At 47.7% G+C, this 18,931-nt stretch carries 22 protein-coding genes and 4 pseudogenes; 14 read left to right on the top strand and 12 right to left on the bottom strand.

The window, feature by feature from the left end:
- The first annotated feature begins 75 nt into the window (after positions 1–75).
- Complete coding sequence (locus ACQ4M5_RS36875) at positions 76–297, top strand: hypothetical protein (protein ID WP_430680769.1); 222 nt, start codon at positions 76–78, stop codon at positions 295–297.
- Positions 294–689, top strand: coding sequence for a type II toxin-antitoxin system VapC family toxin (locus ACQ4M5_RS36870; protein ID WP_430680768.1), 396 nt, complete (start codon positions 294–296; stop codon positions 687–689). The genes ACQ4M5_RS36875 and ACQ4M5_RS36870 overlap by 4 nt, the downstream gene beginning before the upstream one ends.
- 159 nt (positions 690–848) lie before the next feature.
- On the opposite strand, the gene ACQ4M5_RS36865 is transcribed toward ACQ4M5_RS36870, so the two are convergent.
- Both ACQ4M5_RS36865 and ACQ4M5_RS36860 read right to left on the bottom strand, forming a co-directional pair.
- A complete protein-coding gene (locus ACQ4M5_RS36865; protein WP_430680799.1) occupies positions 849–1,082 on the bottom strand; it encodes a hypothetical protein in 234 nt (77 codons plus the stop codon).
- A 70-nt stretch (positions 1,083–1,152) separates the two neighbouring features.
- Complete coding sequence (locus ACQ4M5_RS36860; protein WP_430680767.1) at positions 1,153–1,683, bottom strand: DUF2887 domain-containing protein; 531 nt, start codon at positions 1,681–1,683, stop codon at positions 1,153–1,155.
- Positions 1,684–1,722: 39 nt separating this feature from the next.
- Here ACQ4M5_RS36860 and ACQ4M5_RS36855 point away from each other — a divergent pair, with 39 nt between their 5' ends.
- Positions 1,723–1,860 carry a hypothetical protein gene (locus ACQ4M5_RS36855; protein WP_430680766.1) on the top strand — a complete coding sequence of 46 codons (138 nt, stop codon included), beginning with the start codon at positions 1,723–1,725 and terminating at the stop codon, positions 1,858–1,860.
- Here the strand turns inward: ACQ4M5_RS36855 and ACQ4M5_RS36850 are convergent.
- Genes ACQ4M5_RS36850 through ACQ4M5_RS36840 form a run of 3 tightly spaced genes read right to left on the bottom strand, consistent with a single transcriptional unit; the run spans position 1,857 to position 5,519 of the window.
- A complete protein-coding gene (locus tag ACQ4M5_RS36850) occupies positions 1,857–1,982 on the bottom strand; it encodes a hypothetical protein (protein ID WP_430680765.1) in 126 nt (41 codons plus the stop codon). The genes ACQ4M5_RS36855 and ACQ4M5_RS36850 overlap by 4 nt on opposite strands.
- Entirely contained in the window at positions 1,979–3,007 is a 1,029-nt protein-coding gene (locus tag ACQ4M5_RS36845) for an iron-siderophore ABC transporter substrate-binding protein (RefSeq protein WP_430680764.1), read from the bottom strand. The genes ACQ4M5_RS36850 and ACQ4M5_RS36845 overlap by 4 nt, the downstream gene beginning before the upstream one ends.
- A gap of 25 nt (positions 3,008–3,032) precedes the next feature.
- Positions 3,033–5,519 (bottom strand): TonB-dependent siderophore receptor, encoded by a 2,487-nt coding sequence (locus ACQ4M5_RS36840; RefSeq protein ID WP_430680763.1) that lies wholly within the window; start codon positions 5,517–5,519, stop codon positions 3,033–3,035.
- Positions 5,520–5,973: 454 nt separating this feature from the next.
- Here ACQ4M5_RS36840 and ACQ4M5_RS36835 point away from each other — a divergent pair.
- The 3 genes and pseudogenes from ACQ4M5_RS36835 to ACQ4M5_RS36825 all read left to right on the top strand — a co-directional run.
- Positions 5,974–6,105, top strand: a pseudogene (locus ACQ4M5_RS36835) (hypothetical protein); the annotation flags it as partial.
- Complete coding sequence (locus ACQ4M5_RS36830) at positions 6,074–6,547, top strand: HigA family addiction module antitoxin (RefSeq protein ID WP_430680762.1); 474 nt, start codon at positions 6,074–6,076, stop codon at positions 6,545–6,547. The pseudogene ACQ4M5_RS36835 and the gene ACQ4M5_RS36830, both read left to right, overlap by 32 nt.
- Before the next feature lie 39 nt (positions 6,548–6,586).
- Positions 6,587–7,297 carry a Uma2 family endonuclease gene (locus tag ACQ4M5_RS36825; RefSeq protein ID WP_430680761.1) on the top strand — a complete coding sequence of 237 codons (711 nt, stop codon included), beginning with the start codon at positions 6,587–6,589 and terminating at the stop codon, positions 7,295–7,297.
- On the opposite strand, the gene ACQ4M5_RS36820 is transcribed toward ACQ4M5_RS36825, so the two are convergent.
- The 3 genes and pseudogenes from ACQ4M5_RS36820 to ACQ4M5_RS36810 form a co-directional block, all read right to left on the bottom strand.
- Entirely contained in the window at positions 7,267–8,286 is a 1,020-nt protein-coding gene (locus tag ACQ4M5_RS36820; protein ID WP_430680760.1) for a helix-turn-helix domain-containing protein, read from the bottom strand. The two genes, ACQ4M5_RS36825 and ACQ4M5_RS36820, sit on opposite strands and share 31 nt — an antisense overlap.
- A gap of 360 nt (positions 8,287–8,646) precedes the next feature.
- The gene (locus ACQ4M5_RS36815; protein ID WP_430680759.1) at positions 8,647–9,057 is read right to left on the bottom strand and encodes an ABC transporter substrate-binding protein; all 411 of its coding nucleotides are present in this window, start codon (positions 9,055–9,057) and stop codon (positions 8,647–8,649) included.
- A 149-nt stretch (positions 9,058–9,206) separates the two neighbouring features.
- Positions 9,207–9,887 (bottom strand): annotated as a pseudogene (locus ACQ4M5_RS36810) (TonB-dependent siderophore receptor).
- Between the two features lie 88 nt (positions 9,888–9,975).
- On the opposite strand from ACQ4M5_RS36810, the gene ACQ4M5_RS36805 reads away from it, so the two are divergent.
- Entirely contained in the window at positions 9,976–10,386 is a 411-nt protein-coding gene (locus ACQ4M5_RS36805) for a helix-turn-helix domain-containing protein (RefSeq protein WP_430680758.1), read from the top strand.
- Positions 10,383–10,685, top strand: coding sequence for a hypothetical protein (locus ACQ4M5_RS36800; RefSeq protein ID WP_430680757.1), 303 nt, complete (start codon positions 10,383–10,385; stop codon positions 10,683–10,685). Before ACQ4M5_RS36805 ends, ACQ4M5_RS36800 begins: the two co-directional genes overlap by 4 nt.
- Here the strand turns inward: ACQ4M5_RS36800 and ACQ4M5_RS36795 are convergent.
- A pseudogene (locus ACQ4M5_RS36795) lies at positions 10,655–11,745 on the bottom strand (IS5 family transposase). The gene ACQ4M5_RS36800 and the pseudogene ACQ4M5_RS36795 overlap by 31 nt on opposite strands.
- Positions 11,746–12,296: 551 nt before the next feature.
- Between ACQ4M5_RS36795 and ACQ4M5_RS36790 the strand changes: the two are divergent.
- Positions 12,297–13,412 carry a hypothetical protein gene (locus tag ACQ4M5_RS36790; RefSeq protein ID WP_430680756.1) on the top strand — a complete coding sequence of 372 codons (1,116 nt, stop codon included), beginning with the start codon at positions 12,297–12,299 and terminating at the stop codon, positions 13,410–13,412.
- 26 nt (positions 13,413–13,438) lie between these two features.
- Here ACQ4M5_RS36790 and ACQ4M5_RS36785 read toward each other — a convergent pair whose 3' ends face one another.
- From ACQ4M5_RS36785 to ACQ4M5_RS36775, 3 genes are all read right to left on the bottom strand, one after another.
- Positions 13,439–14,635, bottom strand: coding sequence for a hypothetical protein (locus tag ACQ4M5_RS36785; protein WP_430680755.1), 1,197 nt, complete (start codon positions 14,633–14,635; stop codon positions 13,439–13,441).
- A 66-nt stretch (positions 14,636–14,701) separates the two neighbouring features.
- On the bottom strand, positions 14,702–15,205 hold the full coding sequence (locus ACQ4M5_RS36780) for an SWIM zinc finger family protein (RefSeq protein ID WP_430680754.1): 504 nt from the start codon (positions 15,203–15,205) through the stop codon (positions 14,702–14,704).
- A 189-nt stretch (positions 15,206–15,394) separates the two neighbouring features.
- The gene (locus ACQ4M5_RS36775) at positions 15,395–16,018 is read right to left on the bottom strand and encodes a hypothetical protein (protein WP_430680753.1); all 624 of its coding nucleotides are present in this window, start codon (positions 16,016–16,018) and stop codon (positions 15,395–15,397) included.
- Between the two features lie 44 nt (positions 16,019–16,062).
- On the opposite strand from ACQ4M5_RS36775, the pseudogene ACQ4M5_RS36770 reads away from it, so the two are divergent.
- The 5 genes and pseudogenes from ACQ4M5_RS36770 to ACQ4M5_RS36750 form a co-directional block, all read left to right on the top strand.
- Positions 16,063–16,767, top strand: a pseudogene (locus ACQ4M5_RS36770) (IS982 family transposase); the annotation flags it as partial.
- A complete protein-coding gene (gene arr / locus ACQ4M5_RS36765; RefSeq protein ID WP_430680752.1) occupies positions 16,671–17,102 on the top strand; it encodes an NAD(+)--rifampin ADP-ribosyltransferase in 432 nt (143 codons plus the stop codon). The pseudogene ACQ4M5_RS36770 and the gene arr, both read left to right, overlap by 97 nt.
- A 113-nt stretch (positions 17,103–17,215) precedes the next feature.
- Complete coding sequence (locus tag ACQ4M5_RS36760; protein ID WP_430680751.1) at positions 17,216–18,001, top strand: DUF4058 family protein; 786 nt, start codon at positions 17,216–17,218, stop codon at positions 17,999–18,001.
- A gap of 68 nt (positions 18,002–18,069) precedes the next feature.
- Positions 18,070–18,303, top strand: a complete 234-nt coding sequence (locus tag ACQ4M5_RS36755; protein WP_430680750.1) for a hypothetical protein — start codon at positions 18,070–18,072, stop codon at positions 18,301–18,303.
- 86 nt (positions 18,304–18,389) lie between these two features.
- Positions 18,390–18,806 carry a hypothetical protein gene (locus ACQ4M5_RS36750; protein WP_430680749.1) on the top strand — a complete coding sequence of 139 codons (417 nt, stop codon included), beginning with the start codon at positions 18,390–18,392 and terminating at the stop codon, positions 18,804–18,806.
- Positions 18,807–18,931 lie beyond the last annotated feature (125 nt).

Here is an 18,931-nt window from a genome sequence, read left to right as displayed (position 1 = left end):
CACCTCCAAGAATCGCGCGATCGAGATCCTAATGTTCTCTTGCTAAAATGAAGTATTCAATTGACTGAATCGATCATGATGACACCCAAAGAAGAACTGATTCAAGCCGTTGAGCAATCGCCAGATAATGTGGTTCAGGCGTTGTTGGAATTGCTTAAAGTGTTGCAATCTCAAAATTCGCCCAAGGCTATCCATTCATCTGAAAGCGTAAGTTATCCACTGCGGGGATTGCCGATCGTGGTTGCGGAGGATTTTGATGAGCCGATGCCAGAACTTTGGGAATCGTTGAGCCAATGATTTTACTGGATACGCATGTTTGGCTGTGGTGGCTTCACGATCAAAATCGACTGTCTCAACAGATGCAGAGGGCGATCGCATCCGAGGAATCAAACAATGGGATTTTGGTGTCTGCGATTTCGGTTTGGGAGATTGCAGTCAAGTTTAGCCTCGGAAAGTTAGGGTTGCCGTTGCCGATCGAGGAATGGTATGCCCTCGCTCAAACCTATCCAGGGACTGTGATTGAGGCGTTAGACCCACGTGATGCGATCGCGAGTACACAACTTCCAGGAGAGTTTCATAAAGATCCAGCAGATCGAATTTTGATTGCGATCGCGAGACGCTATGAAATTCCACCATTAACAGTTGATACTAAGGTTCTAAACTATCCCCATGTTCAAACGCTTTCGTGATGTTGAAGGGAATTGGACAAGGGATAAATCAGGCGATCGACAAACGACGATCGCACTTTCGAGGATAGAGCGACATCAGAATGCAATCGCGTTCCTAAAGTGCGATCGCTCTTCTCACAGGACTCAGATACTGCTACAGGCGAGTCGCGTTTACAGCAACTATTGGGGCACAAATCGTTGGATTAGCTCGATCGACAACCCGTAATACTGGGCGATTTCTGCTACGGTCATTCCTTTCTGTAGAAGTAGAGGGACTGTCATTTGTAGCATCTTTTCTCGTTCTTTCTCTTCTCCTGCCTGTTCAGCCTCTTGGTAGGCGCGAGTTTGTTTCAGATCGCCAAGTCCCAACATCTGCCCAACCTCCTGAAAGTTTAACTGCGGAAATTTATACACGAACACGGTCTCAATCAATTCTATAAAATTCCGCTGAATTGTCACATCCGTAAGCTCTTGTCGAGCGCGCTCAATCAGTGCCCGTCATGCTCGCTGGAGCCTGTTTTTGCTTCATGCCTAGCAGTTGCAGCAGTCCTAAACCGAGAGTGCGCTCTCCTGCCTCTGGTGGTAGTCGATCGAGGTAAATCCGTTGCAGTCTAGGATTGTTCTCGTATTCTGCGTAATGATGCGGCAGTCCAGGATCAAAGCCTTTCTTGGTGAAGATCACCACGGCTTGCCAGGGATGAGCAGGTTGGTAGTCTTTGAGATACAGGTTAATCTCACCAAAGAATCGGTAGTAGAAGTTGTCCTCTTCCCGATAGGCTTGGGCTTCGACGAAGTAGATCGGAAATTGGCGTAAGCGTGGGGGCGGCATGAAGATACCGTCAATGCTGAAGCTCGTTTGTTTGACGGCTTGGGAAGTGAAAGCGTAGGTGGCAGTGCGTGGGTCAGTTTCACCAATCAAGTCGAAGAAAGCATTGGGAGCGAATTTAAAGATTCTGAAGAAGATGGAATCGGTTTTCATGCGATCGCGTCTGACATAGAACTCAGATACTATCACGAGCGCGCGCTGCTACGCAGATACCGCAAGGGTCGTAGAATGAGAGGCGCGATCCCTGTTCCAAGGTACGATCGCGGATTCCATGTGAAATCCGCATACTATCATGAGCGCGATCGACAAACAACGATCGCACCTTCAAGAATCGAGCGGTTCCTGCGGAGTTGCGCTTTGCGCTAATCGACAAACGACGATCGTACCTTCAAGAATCGAGCGATCGACATAGCGACGGGTGGAGTCATGACGATCGATGCGTTGTCTTGGCGGATTTGAAGGGGCTTGGCAGAGCAGCAGACAGTCAAGGAGTGTTAACCAGATATTTGTAAAGGTCGTCTAGTATCTTATTAGCTCCTGAAATACCCTGTACTCGCCAAGCTTCTTGATCAACGACGTAAGTTCGCTTGTTTTTGACGACTTCTAGACTGTTAAATATGGGATTTTGAAAGTAAAAACTTGGTGATCGTTCGTCAACATCAACAATAAATAGGATGTCAGAATCGTATTTATCGATGGTTTCAATGCTAAGATTCCACTCACCATGAGGAACGAATTTATAACGTAGCCCAACATCATCGAAGACATGGGAAATTGGATAGGAGCCTTTACTAATTGTCCAAATGTATCCCTCACCGTAAAAGAGTACAGAAATTTCTATTTGCTGTATCTGATTTCCTAAGCGTTTCTTCAATTCTTCAACTCGTTTCTGGTACTGGTTTAAAACTTCCTCTGCTTTTGTTTCTTGACCTAGTGATTTAGCAACAAATCGAAGATTTTCTTTGAAGTAAGGCTCATTCTCCGAGTTAGTAGCTGGTTTGTCATCTGGAGGAGCGACTGGAACAGTAGGAGCGATCGCTGATAGCAATCGATATTTTTGGTACGCATTGCTGTAGTCTGTTGTCAAAATCAAGTCGGGTTTAAGCAACAGAATTTTTTCTAATGAAGATTGACTCGCATCTCCAACATTCTGAGCTTCTGAAACCTCATGAGGCAATACACCCAGAAGACCTTCTTTCCCACCAAGATTATAAGATGAAAAACCGATCGGCTTGATACCGAGAGCGATCAGAGGATCAAGCGTCGTTGTGGAGTCTAACGCAATAATGCGCTGCGGATTCAGTGGAACACAGGTTTCGCCGAATCTATGCTGAATGACTCGGCACTCTACAAAAGTCTGCAAGGGAGGATGAGGCTTTGGCATGACAGATCGATAACAAGCAGTACTCAGAAGCAGGGAAAAAGCCATGAGTAGAAATAGCTTGATGAAACGATACGACTGCCTTTTGATCACACTTGGTTTTCCTGACTGCAAATTTTCTGTTCTTAGCATAGTTTTGAACTATCACATCAAAACGTTAGAACGTCCAGCCAATCGAACCAGTAATGGTAAGTGGCGCACCTCTCTGAATAAAGTTTCTACCGAAGGCATAACTACCATAATCAATGTCGAACAGGTTGCGAATATTAATTGCTGCATTCAATCCATCTCGGCGGTAGTAGATTGCTGCATCGGTTCGTAAAAAACTTGGCAATTCGGTGGAGTTTGCTAGATCAACCTGTCTTGAGCCAACGTAGAACAATCCGAATCCAATTCCTAAACCTCTCAAGTTTCCTTTCTGAATTTCATAGGTTGTCCAAAGGCTGGCTTGATTAAACGGCACGTTGTCCAAGCGATTTCCAATCGGAGTCGCATTGTCTTTCGTCACTTCTGCATCCGTGTAGGCATAAGAAGCAATAATTTTCCAACCCGGCAAAAGCTCACCCGCAACATCTAACTCAATTCCTTGGCTTCTGACTTCTCCAGTCTGAATTGAAAAGCCGGGATTGTTCGGATCAGGCGTAATCACATTCGTCTTAGTAATGTGATAGGCAGCAACAGTTGCAGAAAGTCTACGGTCTAAGAAGTCTGTTTTGACCCCCACTTCATATTGAGTTCCCCGCGTTGGCTGAAATGCCCCTCCATCTGGATTAATGCTGAACCCGCTACTTGGTTTGAAAGAAGTGCTGTAGCTCGTGTAGAGAGAAATAGTATCGCTGGGTTGATACACTAAACCAACACGAGGGCTAAAGGCTCCATCATTGATCACTGGCTCATTAATGTCATTGCTTCGGATTTCTAAATCGGAAGATGTCCAGTCATAGCGACCGCCAATCAGAAGCTTTACGTTATTGCTTAAAGCAATTTGATCTTGGAGGTAAACTCCATAGCTTCTATTCGATTGACCGTATGCAAAACCGGGAGAGTATTCAGGTCTTGCAATATTGTAATTTGGGTTGAGAATATCTAAATCAGGAACTGTAGCTCTAACTTCTCGAAAATCAAGATCAAGGAAGTTGGCATCAAAACCTGCTAGAAGTTGGTGAGTGATTGAGCCAGTGTTAAATTTTGCAAGTAAGTCAATCTGCCCGAAGTAGCCATTTGCCCACTCGCTAGATTCGCTAACAGATGGGTCTGTCAAAATGCGATCATCAATGAGTGTCTCAAAGAAATTTCGGTTAAGAGTTCGCTGATTTAGAACGATCGCAAGATTGCTACGCACCTGCAAATTTTCACTGAACCTGTGATTTAGATTCAAGCCAATTCTATTCGTTGTGACATCTTGCAAGACTACACTAGGATAGGCAGGATAGAAATTTCGAGGCGGTAAGCTGCCATCGCTAAGTAGAGGAACTTCAAAAATTGGATTATCTGCAAAATACCGGACGTACTCATAGGATAGGTTGAGATCTGTCCGCTCTCCCAATCTCAAAGTAATTGAAGGAGCGATTGTTGTTGTACCAGAACTAACAAAATCCTGATAACTTCTAGCACCTCGATAGCTAGCAATGAACCTATACAGTACATTACGGTCTGCTGTCAATGGACCAGAAAAGTCAATACTAGGTTGATAAAATCCATAGTTTCCTGCTTGAAATGTAGCATTGTAATAAGGAGTGTTGAGGGGTCTTTTAGTAACAGTATTAATTACTCCACCGGGTTCCTGAGCGCTGAATAGAACTGAAGCGGGTCCTTTAAGCACTTCTATTTGCTCGATCGTTCCAATTGATGACACAGAGTAGTAATCATAATCTCGGAAGCCGTTTCTTAGGTTTCCTCCTGAAAACTCACCGAGGTTAAATCCTCTAATGAGGAAAGTTCCACCCGGCGCACCGTAGCTATTTGAGGCATCAAGCACACCGCTCACTGTTTCTACTGCCTCAGTCACCGTTCTCACATTACGATCGCGAATCACCTCCTGCGGCACAACCTGAATCGATTGAGGAATATCCCGAATCGGTGTATCTGTCCGAGTCGCTGTACTCGCATTCGGCACTCGATAACCTCGTTGCCCTTCTCCCGTTACAGTAATCTCTTCTTCAGTTCCTTCCTCTGGTGTCACTGCTAACACTAACCCCTGTCCCGGAACTATCTCAGCGATCGGTAAATCATTCAATCCAGTGATACTAATGCGAATCGTTGTTGCATCTGCTTGGCTCACAGAAACCCGATCGATACCCTCCGCAGGCTTCTCAAACGATCGCTCCTCGCCCAACACCGCATTCGGAACCGTCAAAATCAGCGTATTCCCCTCAGCTTGTTGCGTCGCCGCCAATGCTTGCCCCGCTTCCGTTTCGAGAATCACTTGCAGCCCTTGATCCGTTCGATCGACCCTCACCCCTGTCACCCGAACGATCGCCGCTTCCACCTGCGCCATCCATTCTTTCACCGTTGTGGCAGGTCGATCGATTTGACTCAGTTGCGGCACAGCGATCGCGGTCGATTTCGCCTCAGTTTCAGCCGCAGCAGGCAGCCCCATTCCAACCGAGCATAGACATCCCAAAAGCCACAACTGCACTCTCATCATCCACACCAATTAAGAATCTCTCTCAAGAGACTACAGGGTAAGCCTTGCGAAAAGAAAGCGATTTTGAACGCTCGGCGGAATCATTTTGTTCGCTAGACGGAATTTCTTTGAGCGATCGACTTAACTCGCAATGTAGGATAGGCATCTGGTTTTGGAGTGTCTTATCCTTCATGGATTCATTACGATTTGAGTGAGACGACCAAAAAGCCCAGTTAAATGTCAAAAAACACGGGATTTCTTTTGATGAAGCGGCAACGATTTTCTAAGTAGGAGAGCCAAATTAAACCGCTCGTTGGGTTTGGGTTTCGACTGCGCTCAACCCTCGAAGAATCGGGTGTTGCGCGTTGAGCGGAGTCGAAACGCATCTTACAATTAATCTCACCCATCTACTTATGATCCTCTCTATCTTGAGGATTACGATGAAGCCCATTCTGATCAGGAAGAGCGATTCAAAGTCATTGGCATATCAGACCGTGGGCGTTTATTAGTTGTCACTTACAGTCAACGAGTCGATAGAATACGGATTATTAGCTCTAGACTAGCAACCAACAATGAGCGACGAACTTATGAATCACAATCCTAAACAGGATGCAACCGAAGCAGACGCGATGTCACAGGGATATGACTTCAGTAAAGCCAAACCTGGTCGGCATCGTGGGTTTCAAGGATCGTTAATTCGCGTTTTAGAAAACGGCACAGAACAGACGATCGAGGTAAAACCGAGACAGACTGCTTTTCCCACCGATCGCCCACCAACGCACCCCGGAGAACTGCTCTCTCAAGAGTTCTTACAGCCAATGGGCATCACTCAGCATCAACTCGCAGACGCGATCCATGTTCCAGTTCAACAGATTGACGAAATTGTTAATGGTCGTCAAGGGATTACGCCCAGTACAGCCCTCAGACTCGCTAAATATTTTCAGATGTCTCCTGATTTCTGGCTCAACAGTCAGCTTTGTTGGGATTTGTACCACGCTCATCAAGCCGAATTGACTGAATTGGATACGATTCAACCGATCAGGTAATCCTCGCCGCTTGCATAGATAGACTGAGAGCAGATTCTAATGACGCTTGATCACACTCCAAACCGTTTTATGAATCCACAACCTTTACCCCTGGCAATTCCTCCGCTGGAAAATGGCGATCGCTTAACTCGTCCCGAATTCGAGCGCCGCTACAACGCCACACCTCACCTGAAAAAAGCCGAACTGATTGAAGGAGTCGTTTACGTGCCCGCTGCCCTCCGCTTCAAAAGCCATGCCGATCCCCACAGCAATCTCATCATTTGGCTCGGAAATTATAAAATTGCCACCCCTGGTCTAGAACTCGGCATCGAACCGACCATCCGTCTAGATTTAGACAACTCCCCCCAACCCGATGCAGCTTTGCTCATCAGCGAATCCGCAGGCGGTCGATCGCGCTTAAGCGAAGACGACTACATCGAAGGGGCACCAGAACTTTTAGCCGAAATTGCCGCAAGTAGCGCCGCCATCGACTTAGGCGACAAAAAACGCGCTTATCGTCGCAATGGAGTGCAAGAGTACATCGTTTGGAGAGTCTACGATCGCGCGATCGACTGGTTCCGACTCCAAACCGGAGACTATGTATCCTTGCCAGTGGATGATCAAGGAATTGCCAGAAGCCAAGTTTTTCCAGGCTTGTGGTTAGCGATCGATGCCATGCTATCCGGTGAAATGCAGACTGTTCTCTCAACGCTACAACTCGGCTTAAACTCGCCTGAACATCAAGCATTCAAACAACGATTAGCCTCGTGAGATCTTCCTATTCGCTTACAGTGCAACTGATACTCTTTAGGATTCATGCCGAATTTTTTGCGAAACGCGATCGAGAAATAGCTGCGACTCTCAAACCCGATTGCGGCTGCCACTTCAGTTACTTTCATCTCTCCACTTGCAAGTAACTGCTGTGCCTGCTCCAGTCGATAGTCATGCAAATATCCAAAGACCGTAGTACCAAACACCCGTCGAAATCCCCGTTTCAGTGCATTGTCATTCAATCCCACCAATCGCGCTAACTCAATCAATGAAGGGGGTTGATTGATCCGTTGCAGTAAAATTTTCCGAGCTTCATGAATGCGATCGACCTCATCCATCTGCAACGGTGCTGCAATCATTCTGGATTGTTCCTGTGCGGTCATCAACGCCAACAGCTCCAAAATCTTACTTTCCAAATACATCCGCTTTGTCGCCCCTTGAAATGGGCAGCCCAATAGTTGCCGCAGTGCAAGCTGCATCTCAGAAGTCACCACACCATAGCGATAGAAATAAGCCTGCTCCAACTCTCGAAACAAGTGTTCAAACGATTCAGGAATTTCGCCCTCTGGGTTTGCCACAAATGCCTGATAAATACTGGGTGCAATATGAATATTCACCTCCACCAGCCGTTGTGCGAATACTTCATATAGTCCACCTACTGCCAACCCGCTCCCACACAACCAGTTCATCCCCGCACTCGCTTCATCGATTTCCCGGCTCCGGCAGTGTCCCAACAGAAGAAACCCCATCTGAATCGGATGTTCATGCTCCTCAAATCGCCGCTTCAGATCGCCATGAAGCTGATAATCGTCGATCGACAGATGCAATCCTTCTCGCCATTCAATTTCTCGCCGAAATCCTTGCCCTAATTCAGCTGGAACCTTGAACAACGTATCGAGTGAATCAGTCGGATCAAGCGTTTGTGAAACAGCGTTTGTCTCATCCCACAGCGCATCATAGGCTGACTCAGAAATCGTAATTGCGGTCATGGCAGAGGGGATTATTAATGGTATTAATTCTCAATAAAATATCATATCGGCTTTCTAAGCTGTATTCAAAGCTGCTCGATCGAACTCAACCACGACCGCCGTGATCGTCGGTTAAGTTATAAAGAGCAACGTGATCTCTTACAGCAAACAAGACAGAGCGATCTCTGAACTTTCGGAAATGCGATCGCGTCTCACATAGAACCCATAGACTATCATGAACACAATCACGAACTTTTCTTCAAGCTGCAAGTAGCCTGCACCAAGAAGTAGATACTGGCAATTACAAAACTAAGGAATGTTGACGAGATACTTATAAAGATCATCAATCACAGCGTTCGCTGCCATCAAGTTACCATCTCGTCAAGTTTCTGCATCGACCACGTAAACGCGATTTTGTTGAACAGCTTTTAGGGTTCTCCAGAGCGGTTTTTTCTGCATTTGTTCGAGGTTGGCTTTGTCACTATCAGTGTAGGCTGCAACAAAGATTACGTCACCATCTGCTTTGCTTAGTTCTTCTTCAGATAGATAAATTTCTCCGTATTGAGCATTCACTGCTTGTGCTGCGGGGCATTTGAGTCCAATATCTTCTAGAATGGAACCTGCAAAAGAATCCAGAGATTGACTGCCAATACCATTACAGCAGAAGTAGACAAAAGAAATTGTTTTATCTTTATAGCGATCGCCTAATGCGGTTTGAAGTGCTTTTACTCGATCGTAATAGTCATCCCAAGCTTTCTTTGCAATCTCTTCTTTTCCTAGTGCTTTTGCCATGAAGTCGAATATTGAAGTTAGTACTTGCAATCGGTTGGAACCCCAGAATCAGCGAATTAACAAAAGCAGGAAATGAGAGGGTGGCAATGCGTTGTGGAGTTGCGGGAATGCAAGTTGTGTTGATCATATGCTGAACCACTCGGCAGTTTTCAAAAGACTCCTGCACCAATACCTAAACCCTGCAACCTGCCGGATTGGATTTCGTAGGTTGTCCACAAGTTTAGAGCATGTCTCGGTACATTGATTAATTGATTTCCCACTGTAAAAGTATTGTCTTTCGTGATTTCTGCGTTTGTTAATGCATAGCCAGCGATTATGTTCCATCCCGGTAAAATCTCACCAGATACATCCATCTCAATGCCTTTGCTACGCTGTTCACCAGTCTGGATAGAGAAGCCAGGATTATCTGGGTCTTCTGTAGTGACATTGGAACGGATCAAGTCGAAAAATGCGATCGTTGCAGAGATTGTGCTGCTCAAATCTGCTTTCAAGCCTATCTCATATTGTGTGCCTCACTCAGGTTTGAATTGCGCCCCATCGCGCGTAGTTCCGGTGACTGGGTTAAAGGAACGACTGTAGCTGACGTAGAGGGATACTGTCTTAATAGGGTTATAAACGATGCCTATACGAGGACTAAATGCTTCATCCTGCTGTGATTGGTTAGTTGACCCAAAGAAATTAACATCTTCAGAAGTTTGACTGGCAATGTCAAAGCGTCCACCTAAAAGTAGCTTTAGGTTTTCTGCTAATGCAAGTTGGTCTTGAAGATACAAGCCCAGCGCTTGTGTTCTGCTTTTAGAATCGTTGTAAATTACTGAGGGTTCTGGTATCGAAACTCCATATAAGTAGGTAGTGGTGGAAAAAGGTAACTGTGTAAAGATGAGTAAAGAAAGCTATTGCTAACTGACTCAAACCAATATGGGTTACCGTCTTCGCGTCTTCCTCACTCCTGAACAAGATCGCACCTTGCGAGAATTACGAACCGCTCAACATCTCCCGCAACGAGTTCGCGATCGTGCTGAAGTCATCCGATTGAATTCTCATGGCTGGGTTGTGGAGCGAATTGCGGACTACTTCGATTGGCAACCTCAAACGGTGCGCGAGACACTGCATCGCTGGCAGAAGCAAGGATTAGGAGGACTTTGGGATGCACCGAAACCCGGAGGGCAGCGAAGATGGGAGGAAGCAGACTTCGCTTATCTCGAAAACTGCCTGCGGCAAGACCCGCGCCGCTATAGTGCAAAGCAATTGGCAGAGAAATTAGCTCAAGAACGTGATGTCCACCTGAGTCCAGAACAAGTGCGACAAATTCTGCGTCAAAGGGGGTGATTTGGAAGCGAACTCGAACCAGTCACCGGGAACGACAAGACCCGATCCAACGGCATCTCAAACAAAATGATCTAGACATGCTGGAATGGGCGGCAGCCGATGGGGAGATCTGCTTGAAATACTTGGATGAAGCAGGCTTTTGTTGCTGGAGTCCAGTCGGCTATAGCTACTGGGAACCTCGAAAAATTAAGTCTTTGAGAACAGGTGTTCGAGTTGCAGCGAGAGTGTTGCAACTTTCATTCTCAGATGCTCTAAAAACCGTGTTTACTCACTCGATTTGGACTGCAATCTGGGCTTGATGATACACGAATCGCTTGAGATTGTAAGTCAGATGCTTCAGTCCCAACATCGCGCTGACTGCATCCAGTCCAATCGAGCGCACGAGTTTGCCGCCCATCGTCATGACCCAGTTGCCGAAAACGTGTTCGATTTTGGCACGGGTGCTGGAACGGTCGCGGTTGTCGGCTTGCTGTTGTTCGGTGAGCGGATGATTGCGGTATGCCCGTTCGTGAATGTGGCTCTCAAACTGCAACAGTTCGAGAACGGCTTCAATCGTCTCTGAGCGATAGGCGCTATCCGCCCACACCGCATCAGCTTCGTTCTCATCATCCAACAGTTGTCCTAACGTCTGAGAATCATGCACTGACGCATCTGTAACGGCATAGCGTCGAATAAAACCATGCTCCACATCAATGCTGATGTGACTCTTGTAGCCGAAGTAGCTCTTGCCATGCTTCTTTGTCCATCGCGCATCCAAGTCCCGCTGCTCAAACCGTTTTGGGTTCTGCGTCCATCCCGTCGGAATTTCTCCTTGCTCTAGCTGCTCGGTATCCTCCTTGCGGTTGTGCTGTTTCGGAACCGGGATTAACGTCGCATCCACAATCTGTCCCCCTTTGGCTTGATACCCATGCGTTCTGAGGTAGCTATCGAACTGCTCAAACAATCGGTCAATCAAGCCCAATTCCCGCAACTGTTTGCGGAACAGCCACACACTCGTCGCATCTGGAACAACATCCCCAATCCCCAATCCCAGAAACCGCATGAACGACAGTCGGTCATTCACTTGATACTCTAGTTCGTCGTCGGCGCACAGCCCTGGAGGAGGGTTTCCCTCCGTAGGGGACTGGGTAAGAGACTGATGTTGTACAACTGCTGCAAAATCAACAGCTTGAACATCAAGACCACATCATGCGTTTTGCGTCCCGCTTTACTCTTTCGCGGCTTCTCATGCACGCTTTCTAAACTCGCCCGAAAGCTCTCCCACTCAATCACTTCGCCTAAGCGCACCAGCAAGTCTTTCTTCTGTTCCAGTTTGGCGTGACGCTGTTCGATGTTGTCTTTACCGAATCCTTGCCCCATTGGTGTCGCTCTCCAAGTATTCTGCTTCTAGCCTGTCATCCTTTCTCGCCAAAATCTCTCGGCTTAATCTAATTTTTCGGGGTGCCCTATGGTTTAATGTTCCCCGCTTTGACTAAGCGATCACCTAGCAGCAGCTAAGCTGAACTTTCAAAGCTGTATTACGAGCCTCAGAAGCTTACTACCCAAGCCTTTGAATCTAGGATAGCGAACCCTGAGAACTCAAATTATGAGCTTTGAAAGCTGATCCATTGAGCCTCAGAAGCCCACTTATGGAGCTTCAGAAGCTCACTACCCGAACTTTTGCTGCTAATCCATTGAGCTTTTGAAGCTCAGATCGTGAGTGTTGAAAGCTGATCCATTGAGCCTCGGAAGCTCATCACTCAAGCTGTCGATACTGGTTTAGTCAGGATTAGGAGTCAAGCTATTGAGCTTTGCAAGCTCATTTTCCGATCGCAATTCTTTGACTCTAGTAGAGACAATCAGACAAAAAAGTTCACCTAGAGAGCCTCTGAGCGTTACGGTAGAGAGAGTTGCCCTAGCTCACATTGAGTATGAGTGAATATCAGTACTATGAATTTCAAGCGATCGATCGTCCGTTAACCGCTGCGGAACGATCGCAGATCCAAAAATTGTCCAGTCGCGTCAACCTCACTTCGACACGGGCAAGTTTTGTCTACAACTACTCCGACTTTCCAGGCGATCCCAAAAAAGTGCTGACCCAGTACTTTGATGTCATGTTCTACGTTGCGAACTGGGGAAGTTGGCAACTGATTTGGCGCTTTCCGAAGTCGCTGATTGATCCTGTTGTGTTTCAGCCTTACTGTATCCCTCACGTCATCTCGGTTTCGACCACTTCTAAGTGGGTCATTCTCGACATTGATATCAACGATGAAGCGGGCGATTGGGTAGACGGAGAAGGCTGGTTGTCCCAACTTATGCCTTTACGATCGACGTTATTACAGGGCGATATGCGCTTGCTCTACCTCGCTTGGTTACGCGCAACGAATTCGGTTGAGATTGATCTTGAGGATGACCCGATCGAACCTCCGGTTCCATCCAATCTACACAAGCTATCCGCGCCGCTTCAGGCATTCATTGAACTCGTTGGACTTGATCCAGATTTAGTCACGGCTGCGGCTCAGGCAAGCTCCACCCAAAAATCAGCAGCAGAACCTCCGCTCGAAACTTGGATCTCCTCGCTCTCGGCGGCTGAGCAGCGAGAGTTTCTGATCAAGTTTGCTCGACAAGAACCGCATACTGATTTGCAGTTCATTCAACGCCTGAAAGAATTGGCGAAATCCTCCAGTTCAGGTCAGACCGCTCCAGTGGGTCAGCGTCGATTATCAGAGTTGACGAAAATCGCTGTCAAGTTGCGATCGCAGCGAGAGCAGAAGGAACGAGATGCTGCTCATAAAAAACGACTCAAAGAGCTAGAAATCCTTGCGCCTAAAGAAGCCGAAATGTGGAAGAAAGTGTGGGAATTAGTTGCGCTGAAACGGGTTAAGCCGTATGACGATGCCATTAAATTACTCATCGATTTGCGAGATTTAGCCGATTATCAAGGACGCTCAACCGAGTTTACTCAACAGGTGCAGCAACTTTGGGCGGAGTATGCAAATCTGACAGGTTTTACGTCGCGTCTCAAGCAAGCCAGATTGAGCAAATAGCGATCGGAAAAGCTTTGCCTTGACAATCAACTAACAGAAGCCAGCAGTCCTATCAGCTTGCGTTTCTTGCTGTGTACTAGCCCTAAGTGATCGCGGTAAGTTCGCCATTCTGATTGGCGATTGGATGCGGTGTAAGCGGCTTTGGCACGTTTCAACCACTCGATCGCAGTGGCATATTTATCGCTCTTTCCAGCATTCATAATCTCGTCTGCATTCCGAGTCGCAGTTTCTATCACCCAATCCGGTCGATGATCAAGGACAGCATCCATCACCTGATAGACCCACTCAATTTTGTAAATGTAGCGTTTGTTGACCGTTGAGATCGCCTCATCCAGCAAGTTCTCATGTAGGAAAATATTGACCCTCGCCTCATCATTGCCCCATTCATTCGATTGGCGCAATGCGTCGAGCAGAACGGGCTTCACTCGATTCCACGCTTTGCCTGCGAGGAGTTGCGATCGCTGATACAAGCTGAAAGATGGACGTACCGAGAATGCCGTTTGATAAGCGCGAAGTGCAATTTCAGAATTGTTCAGTCCTTCAGCAAACTCTCCAGTCCAGATCGCAAAGTCATATAGCCCATTGCCTGAATAACCTAATCCTTGTTCAGCAATCTCCAATGCTTCCGTTAAGTGATTCGATTCCCGCAACGTTTTTGCTAAGGCAGAGGCTTCGCCGATCGTAGATAGCTCTGTTCTTGCGAGTGCTACAGCGTTCTCGATGTCACCGGATTCTGCTAATCGAGTGAGATATTGCTGAGTCAGTCCTGCGACTCGCGCTAGATTGAGGTACTCTGATCCTCGATCTTGTCGATCGAGGATTTGGAGCCGAATCAAAGCTAAGTCTCGTGTAAAATCGGGGCGTTCCTCTAGCCAGAACTCAGCTTCTGAGATTGTTCCAGCTAACATTTCTTGCAAGGTTGGATCAGTCCATCCCTGTTCAAGTGCGGCGAGACTCATGCTAAAGTCGTCACTCAGTTCATCTTGCCAAGCCATCAGCATTCCCTGGATATCTGTGATTTGGGTGGCATCCAGTTCTGCGGATAGGATCGCTTCTGTCCAGGCTGAATTCAACTCATCATTGATGCCATAGACCTCACCGCCGTACTCATTCAATTCGTCCCATTCCTGGCTATAGCTTTGGGTGATGGCTTCGAGAATTGCGATCGCACTTTCTCCGTCGCCATTTTCGGAAAACGATCGCGCTTGATCAACCAACTCCAAAAGTTCTTCCCCAAACGGATCATCCTCGCAGCCATCCTCTAATTCTCGGATTCCCTCTCGAAGAATCTACCGCACTTGTCGCCGGAAGGGTGTGACATCGATCGGACTGCGCCGAGGCTTACGAGTCGCCGCAACGGGTTGAGGATTGGTCATCAAATGCACCTGCCGATCCACCAGTTCAATTAGCTCTGGTTGCTCTGCTACCATTTCCTGCACTAGGCGTTGAGTCTGATTCGGGTTTAAGCGATCGAGCAATTGCACCAAGGTCGGACGCGCTTCAATTTTGTCGGGAAGGCGATTACAGGTAAGCAGAGTCGCGATGACGTGCTTACACCAACCCTCGTACTCGTAGGGACAAGTGCAACGTACAGCCGTCACACCACCAGCATCAAACTCAAGCGTCACGCGATAAGGCTTGACTTCTGTTCCTTCGACTTCAGCTTGCAAAATCGCGCCACGCTGCACCACATCAACGACTGAGCCAGCGCGATCGTACTCTTTGCCTCGGCTAAACGAATTCTCCGTTGAATTTTGGCGAATTACGCCTTCAGAAATCGATGGAAATTGCATAGGGCACTGACTTCTCTGAGCATCTGCTTTCAGCCTACCAAACTGAGGAATCAGTTCGGTATCGAGGATAGACCGTCATTCTCTTGCAGCGGATTTGTTTAGAACGATGAAGTGTTCAGGCGATGGGCGACTATGAAAGAAGTGCCAGCATGACCCAACCAACCCAAAAATCACGCTGAACTTCTGCAATTAAGTTTCCGGCAAGGGCAACCTGAGCCAGAGTGGAAGATGGTCGCTCACCTCATGCTCGAACTTGCTGAAAAACGCTTTTTCCTGTGTCGCCGTCATCTTCTCAAGGGGTGGCAACTCCAACGCTTCTCGGAATAGCTCCACGAAATTCACAATTCCGTAATCAGGTCCACGAGACTGACTGCCCATTGTGGCGTTGTCCTTGTAGGTCGGGAGCCGATCATCCCGACTAAATAAGCCAATCTGGTCAAAGGTTTCGCTTGCCCTCGCGTTCGTCCGAAAAGGTTTCTGCTCATTGGGATGGACATCTAGGAATGGGAAATTCACATTTGCCCGCTTTCCCATCGCTTGATTGAATGTCTTAATATGCGCTTCAATGCAGGGTCTATCTTTTTCTGGGTCATCGAAATCTAAATTTAGATCTCCCATCAAAATGTAGTTTGGGAAGTTACTCGATTTTTCCTTCGTTCGCGCCAGCAACCACTCCATGAGAGCATCAAACTCCTGCCGTCGGTCTTCAATCCCTTCTCCAAAGTAAAGGTGAGCGTTGACCGCCATCATTTCATACGATCGAGTGCCCGGATGACCTGCGATTTTGAAACTTGCACAGAATGGCTGACGCACGAAAGTCAAAAAGATCGGGAGTTTGACCTTCGCGTCTTTGCGAAAATTTCAAAACCTATTATCAAGAGAAGGTGCAGACCGAGTGGGCAGATGCCTTTCCCGGACTCGTCAGCTATCAACGCTTCATCGAATGGGTTCCAGGGACTTTAGTGCCGATGTGTGCCTACCTGCGTTCATGCTTTGGCAAGTGTAGCGGCATCAGCTTTATGGATTTCACCTCGCTCCGAGTCTGCCACAACCGCCGTATCAAGCAGCACAGAGTATTTGAAGACATCGCCGCACGCGGCAAAACCTCGGTCGATTGGTTCTTTGGCTTCAAGTTGCATCTGGTGGTGAATGACCGAGGCGAACTGCTCAACATCATGCTGACTCCGGGCAACACCGATGACCGCACTCCAGTTCCCCAGTTGCTGCAACAGTTATTTGGCAAAGTGTTTGCAGACAAGGGCTATGTCTCACAAAAGCTCGCCAAACAACTGCTCAAAACCGCAGGCATTCAACTCATTACCAAGCTCAAGCGCAACATGAAACAGCGATTGATGCCGCTCAATGACCGTTTACTCCTCCGCAAGCGCTCCATTATCGAAACCATTATTGACCAGTTGAAGAACATTTCTCAAATCGAGCATTCGCGTCATCGTTCTCCAGTCAATTGTTTTGTCAATATTCTGGGTGGATTGATTGCTTATTGCCATCAACCCAAGAAGCCGTCCATTGCCATCGACCACAATTTGCTGCTTCCCGCTTAACCCGAACTGACGTTAACTACGGTCAGCAGAAGCAGGCGACCTACGTTTATTTAGCTGCCACCTTGGATGCGGCAACCTGGGGCGCTGAACTCGCTCTCGGCGAAGGACGCGCCAGAATCTACATCGTGGAACCGACGGGACTCATTGAGGATGACCCCAATGTGACGAACCAGAAATTCCCAGGGAATCCAACGAAGTCCTATCGATCGCGAGAGCCGCTGCTGGTCATAGGCGAGGTCATCGATTGGCAAGGGCACTCTCCAGAAGCACTCAAGACCATGAAGGAGAACCTTGAGCAGCTGAAGCAATTGGGTATTGAGGCGATCGAGGACTGAGTTCGGCTCGTCTAGCGTTAAATCTTAAAGGGGCAGAACCATTGAACGGAAGGGCAAACCTGATCCTAGATCAACGTTACGATAGAAGTCAGGTCGAATCTGAGGTTTCGTCAATGCCGTCTCCGTTTCCAGGAATGGACCCGTATTTGGAAAACCCTGATCTGTGGTCAGAGGTCCACAGTCGGTTGATTGTGGCAATTTCTGATGCCCTCGACGACCAACTCAGCGATCGCTACCGAATCGCGATCGAAAAACGGGTTTACCAAACGACACCCGATGACAGCCTTACAATCGGTATCCCAGATATCGCCGTGATCGGTCAATCGCCCCCGTCTGACTCCACCTCCTCCACAACGGCAGTTGCTGAACCGATGACGATTGAACTCCCAATGTTGGAAGAGGTTCAGGAGCGATATCTGGAAGTGCGGGAAGTTGGCTCAGGTCAAGTCGTTACCGTAATTGAAGTGTTATCTCCTAAGAACAAGCGAGCGGGAGAAGGACGACAGGCGTATCTCAGCAAGCGGCAGCGCATTCTGGCGAGCCAAACCCACCTGGTTGAGGTTGATTTGTTACGGACTGGGGAGCCATTACCGATGGTGGGTGCGATCTCTTCTCTGTACAGAATCATTGTCAGTCGCAGCCAACACCGACCGAAAGCAGAACTCTACCCATTTGGATTGCGGCAACCTTTACCCAAGATCGCTGTTCCTTTGCTCCCTGAAGACGAAGAACCTACCTTGGCGATGCAGTCTATCTTAGAACTGGTGTATCGCCGAGGACGATATCATCAAGCCATCAACTACCAACAACCTGCGATTCCACCCATCCCAAAATCCGAAATCGAATGGGCGAAAGCACAAATTGAAGCCAATAACCCTGGCTTCGACAAAGAATGGTGAAGAAAGCCGTTCATCAGTGCAAATCTGAGGCTATACCGTTGAGGATAACGATTGAGGGAATAACAACGATGTCTTGGCACACCTCATGTGGAGATCGAGTCTTGGAAGGATCAGAAGCTGCTTTTTATCTCACCGCAGTGCAGCACGCGATCGAGCATCTCCAAGAGTTGCAAGACATCGAAGAGGAGATAGATGTGGTAACAGGCGCTAGCTTCGCTTCACCGAAGGTGACCGCATCTTCGACTCTGCCAGCTTTAATCAGAAAGTCGTCTTATTGCACACTTGTCTCCAGGCTTTGTTAGACCCAAAAATTGACCCTCCAGAGCTGACCAGCGTTCTAGAAGCTGCCGCGTATTTTCCTTTCGCTTTTCCCAGGCTGGAATTGAAGATGGAGCTTGAATCAGAAGAAGACGAGATTTTTGAGAATGAGGAATTTAAATACTACTACCGAAACATTGCCTGGCAAGTGTTTGATGAATTCGTCTACCCGTGCTGGCAATCCGCGAACACTGCGTGGAGCGAAGCTAGCGAAGAGTTTGGCGAAGACGAGGAGGAAAAAGCCTTCCATCAGCATTCTACTAACTTGACGCTCTGGAAATCAATCATCGATCAAATGGCAAATCGAATCTTTTGGGATCGGGACTGGATGGTCAGCTCATTCGCGCCCGAACTACTAGACGGCATTGAAAAGTCATTCAGTGAGACAACGGGATTGACTGAGGAATATGTGACAAACCGATTACCCAAGGTCACTTCAAAGCAGGTAAAGCAAGCGATCTCAGCGATCAAGAATTGGAAATTGTAAGGGTAAAACGGCTTATACATTTCCGTCGCATAGGCTTAATCCGCCCATAAGCGGGGCAACCATTGCTCTGCTGCAAGTGTCGGAAATCCCAACCGAACGGCTCCTTTCGGAGAATCTGCGACCAG

The organism is Leptolyngbya sp. AN10 (assembly GCF_050565645.1).
Taxonomy (GTDB): domain Bacteria; phylum Cyanobacteriota; class Cyanobacteriia; order Leptolyngbyales; family Leptolyngbyaceae; genus Leptolyngbya.
The sequence above is the reverse complement of the archived record's forward strand: the minus strand, read 5'-3'. Positions and strand labels throughout refer to the sequence as shown.

Coding starts and splice junctions, on each gene's coding strand:
- ACQ4M5_RS36875 (WP_430680769.1), top strand. CDS start 76: ATGATGACACCCAAAGAAGAACTGATTCAAGCCGTTGAGCAATCGCCA.
- ACQ4M5_RS36870 (WP_430680768.1), top strand. CDS start 294: ATGATTTTACTGGATACGCATGTTTGGCTGTGGTGGCTTCACGATCAA.
- ACQ4M5_RS36855 (WP_430680766.1), top strand. CDS start 1,723: ATGAGAGGCGCGATCCCTGTTCCAAGGTACGATCGCGGATTCCATGTG.
- ACQ4M5_RS36845 (WP_430680764.1), bottom strand. CDS start 3,007: ATGCTAAGAACAGAAAATTTGCAGTCAGGAAAACCAAGTGTGATCAAA.
- ACQ4M5_RS36840 (WP_430680763.1), bottom strand. CDS start 5,519: ATGAGAGTGCAGTTGTGGCTTTTGGGATGTCTATGCTCGGTTGGAATG.
- ACQ4M5_RS36830 (WP_430680762.1), top strand. CDS start 6,074: ATGAGCGACGAACTTATGAATCACAATCCTAAACAGGATGCAACCGAA.
- ACQ4M5_RS36825 (WP_430680761.1), top strand. CDS start 6,587: ATGACGCTTGATCACACTCCAAACCGTTTTATGAATCCACAACCTTTA.
- ACQ4M5_RS36820 (WP_430680760.1), bottom strand. CDS start 8,286: ATGACCGCAATTACGATTTCTGAGTCAGCCTATGATGCGCTGTGGGAT.
- ACQ4M5_RS36815 (WP_430680759.1), bottom strand. CDS start 9,057: ATGGCAAAAGCACTAGGAAAAGAAGAGATTGCAAAGAAAGCTTGGGAT.
- ACQ4M5_RS36805 (WP_430680758.1), top strand. CDS start 9,976: ATGGGTTACCGTCTTCGCGTCTTCCTCACTCCTGAACAAGATCGCACC.
- ACQ4M5_RS36790 (WP_430680756.1), top strand. CDS start 12,297: ATGAGTGAATATCAGTACTATGAATTTCAAGCGATCGATCGTCCGTTA.
- ACQ4M5_RS36780 (WP_430680754.1), bottom strand. CDS start 15,205: ATGCAATTTCCATCGATTTCTGAAGGCGTAATTCGCCAAAATTCAACG.
- ACQ4M5_RS36760 (WP_430680751.1), top strand. CDS start 17,216: ATGCCGTCTCCGTTTCCAGGAATGGACCCGTATTTGGAAAACCCTGAT.
- ACQ4M5_RS36755 (WP_430680750.1), top strand. CDS start 18,070: ATGTCTTGGCACACCTCATGTGGAGATCGAGTCTTGGAAGGATCAGAA.
- ACQ4M5_RS36750 (WP_430680749.1), top strand. CDS start 18,390: ATGGAGCTTGAATCAGAAGAAGACGAGATTTTTGAGAATGAGGAATTT.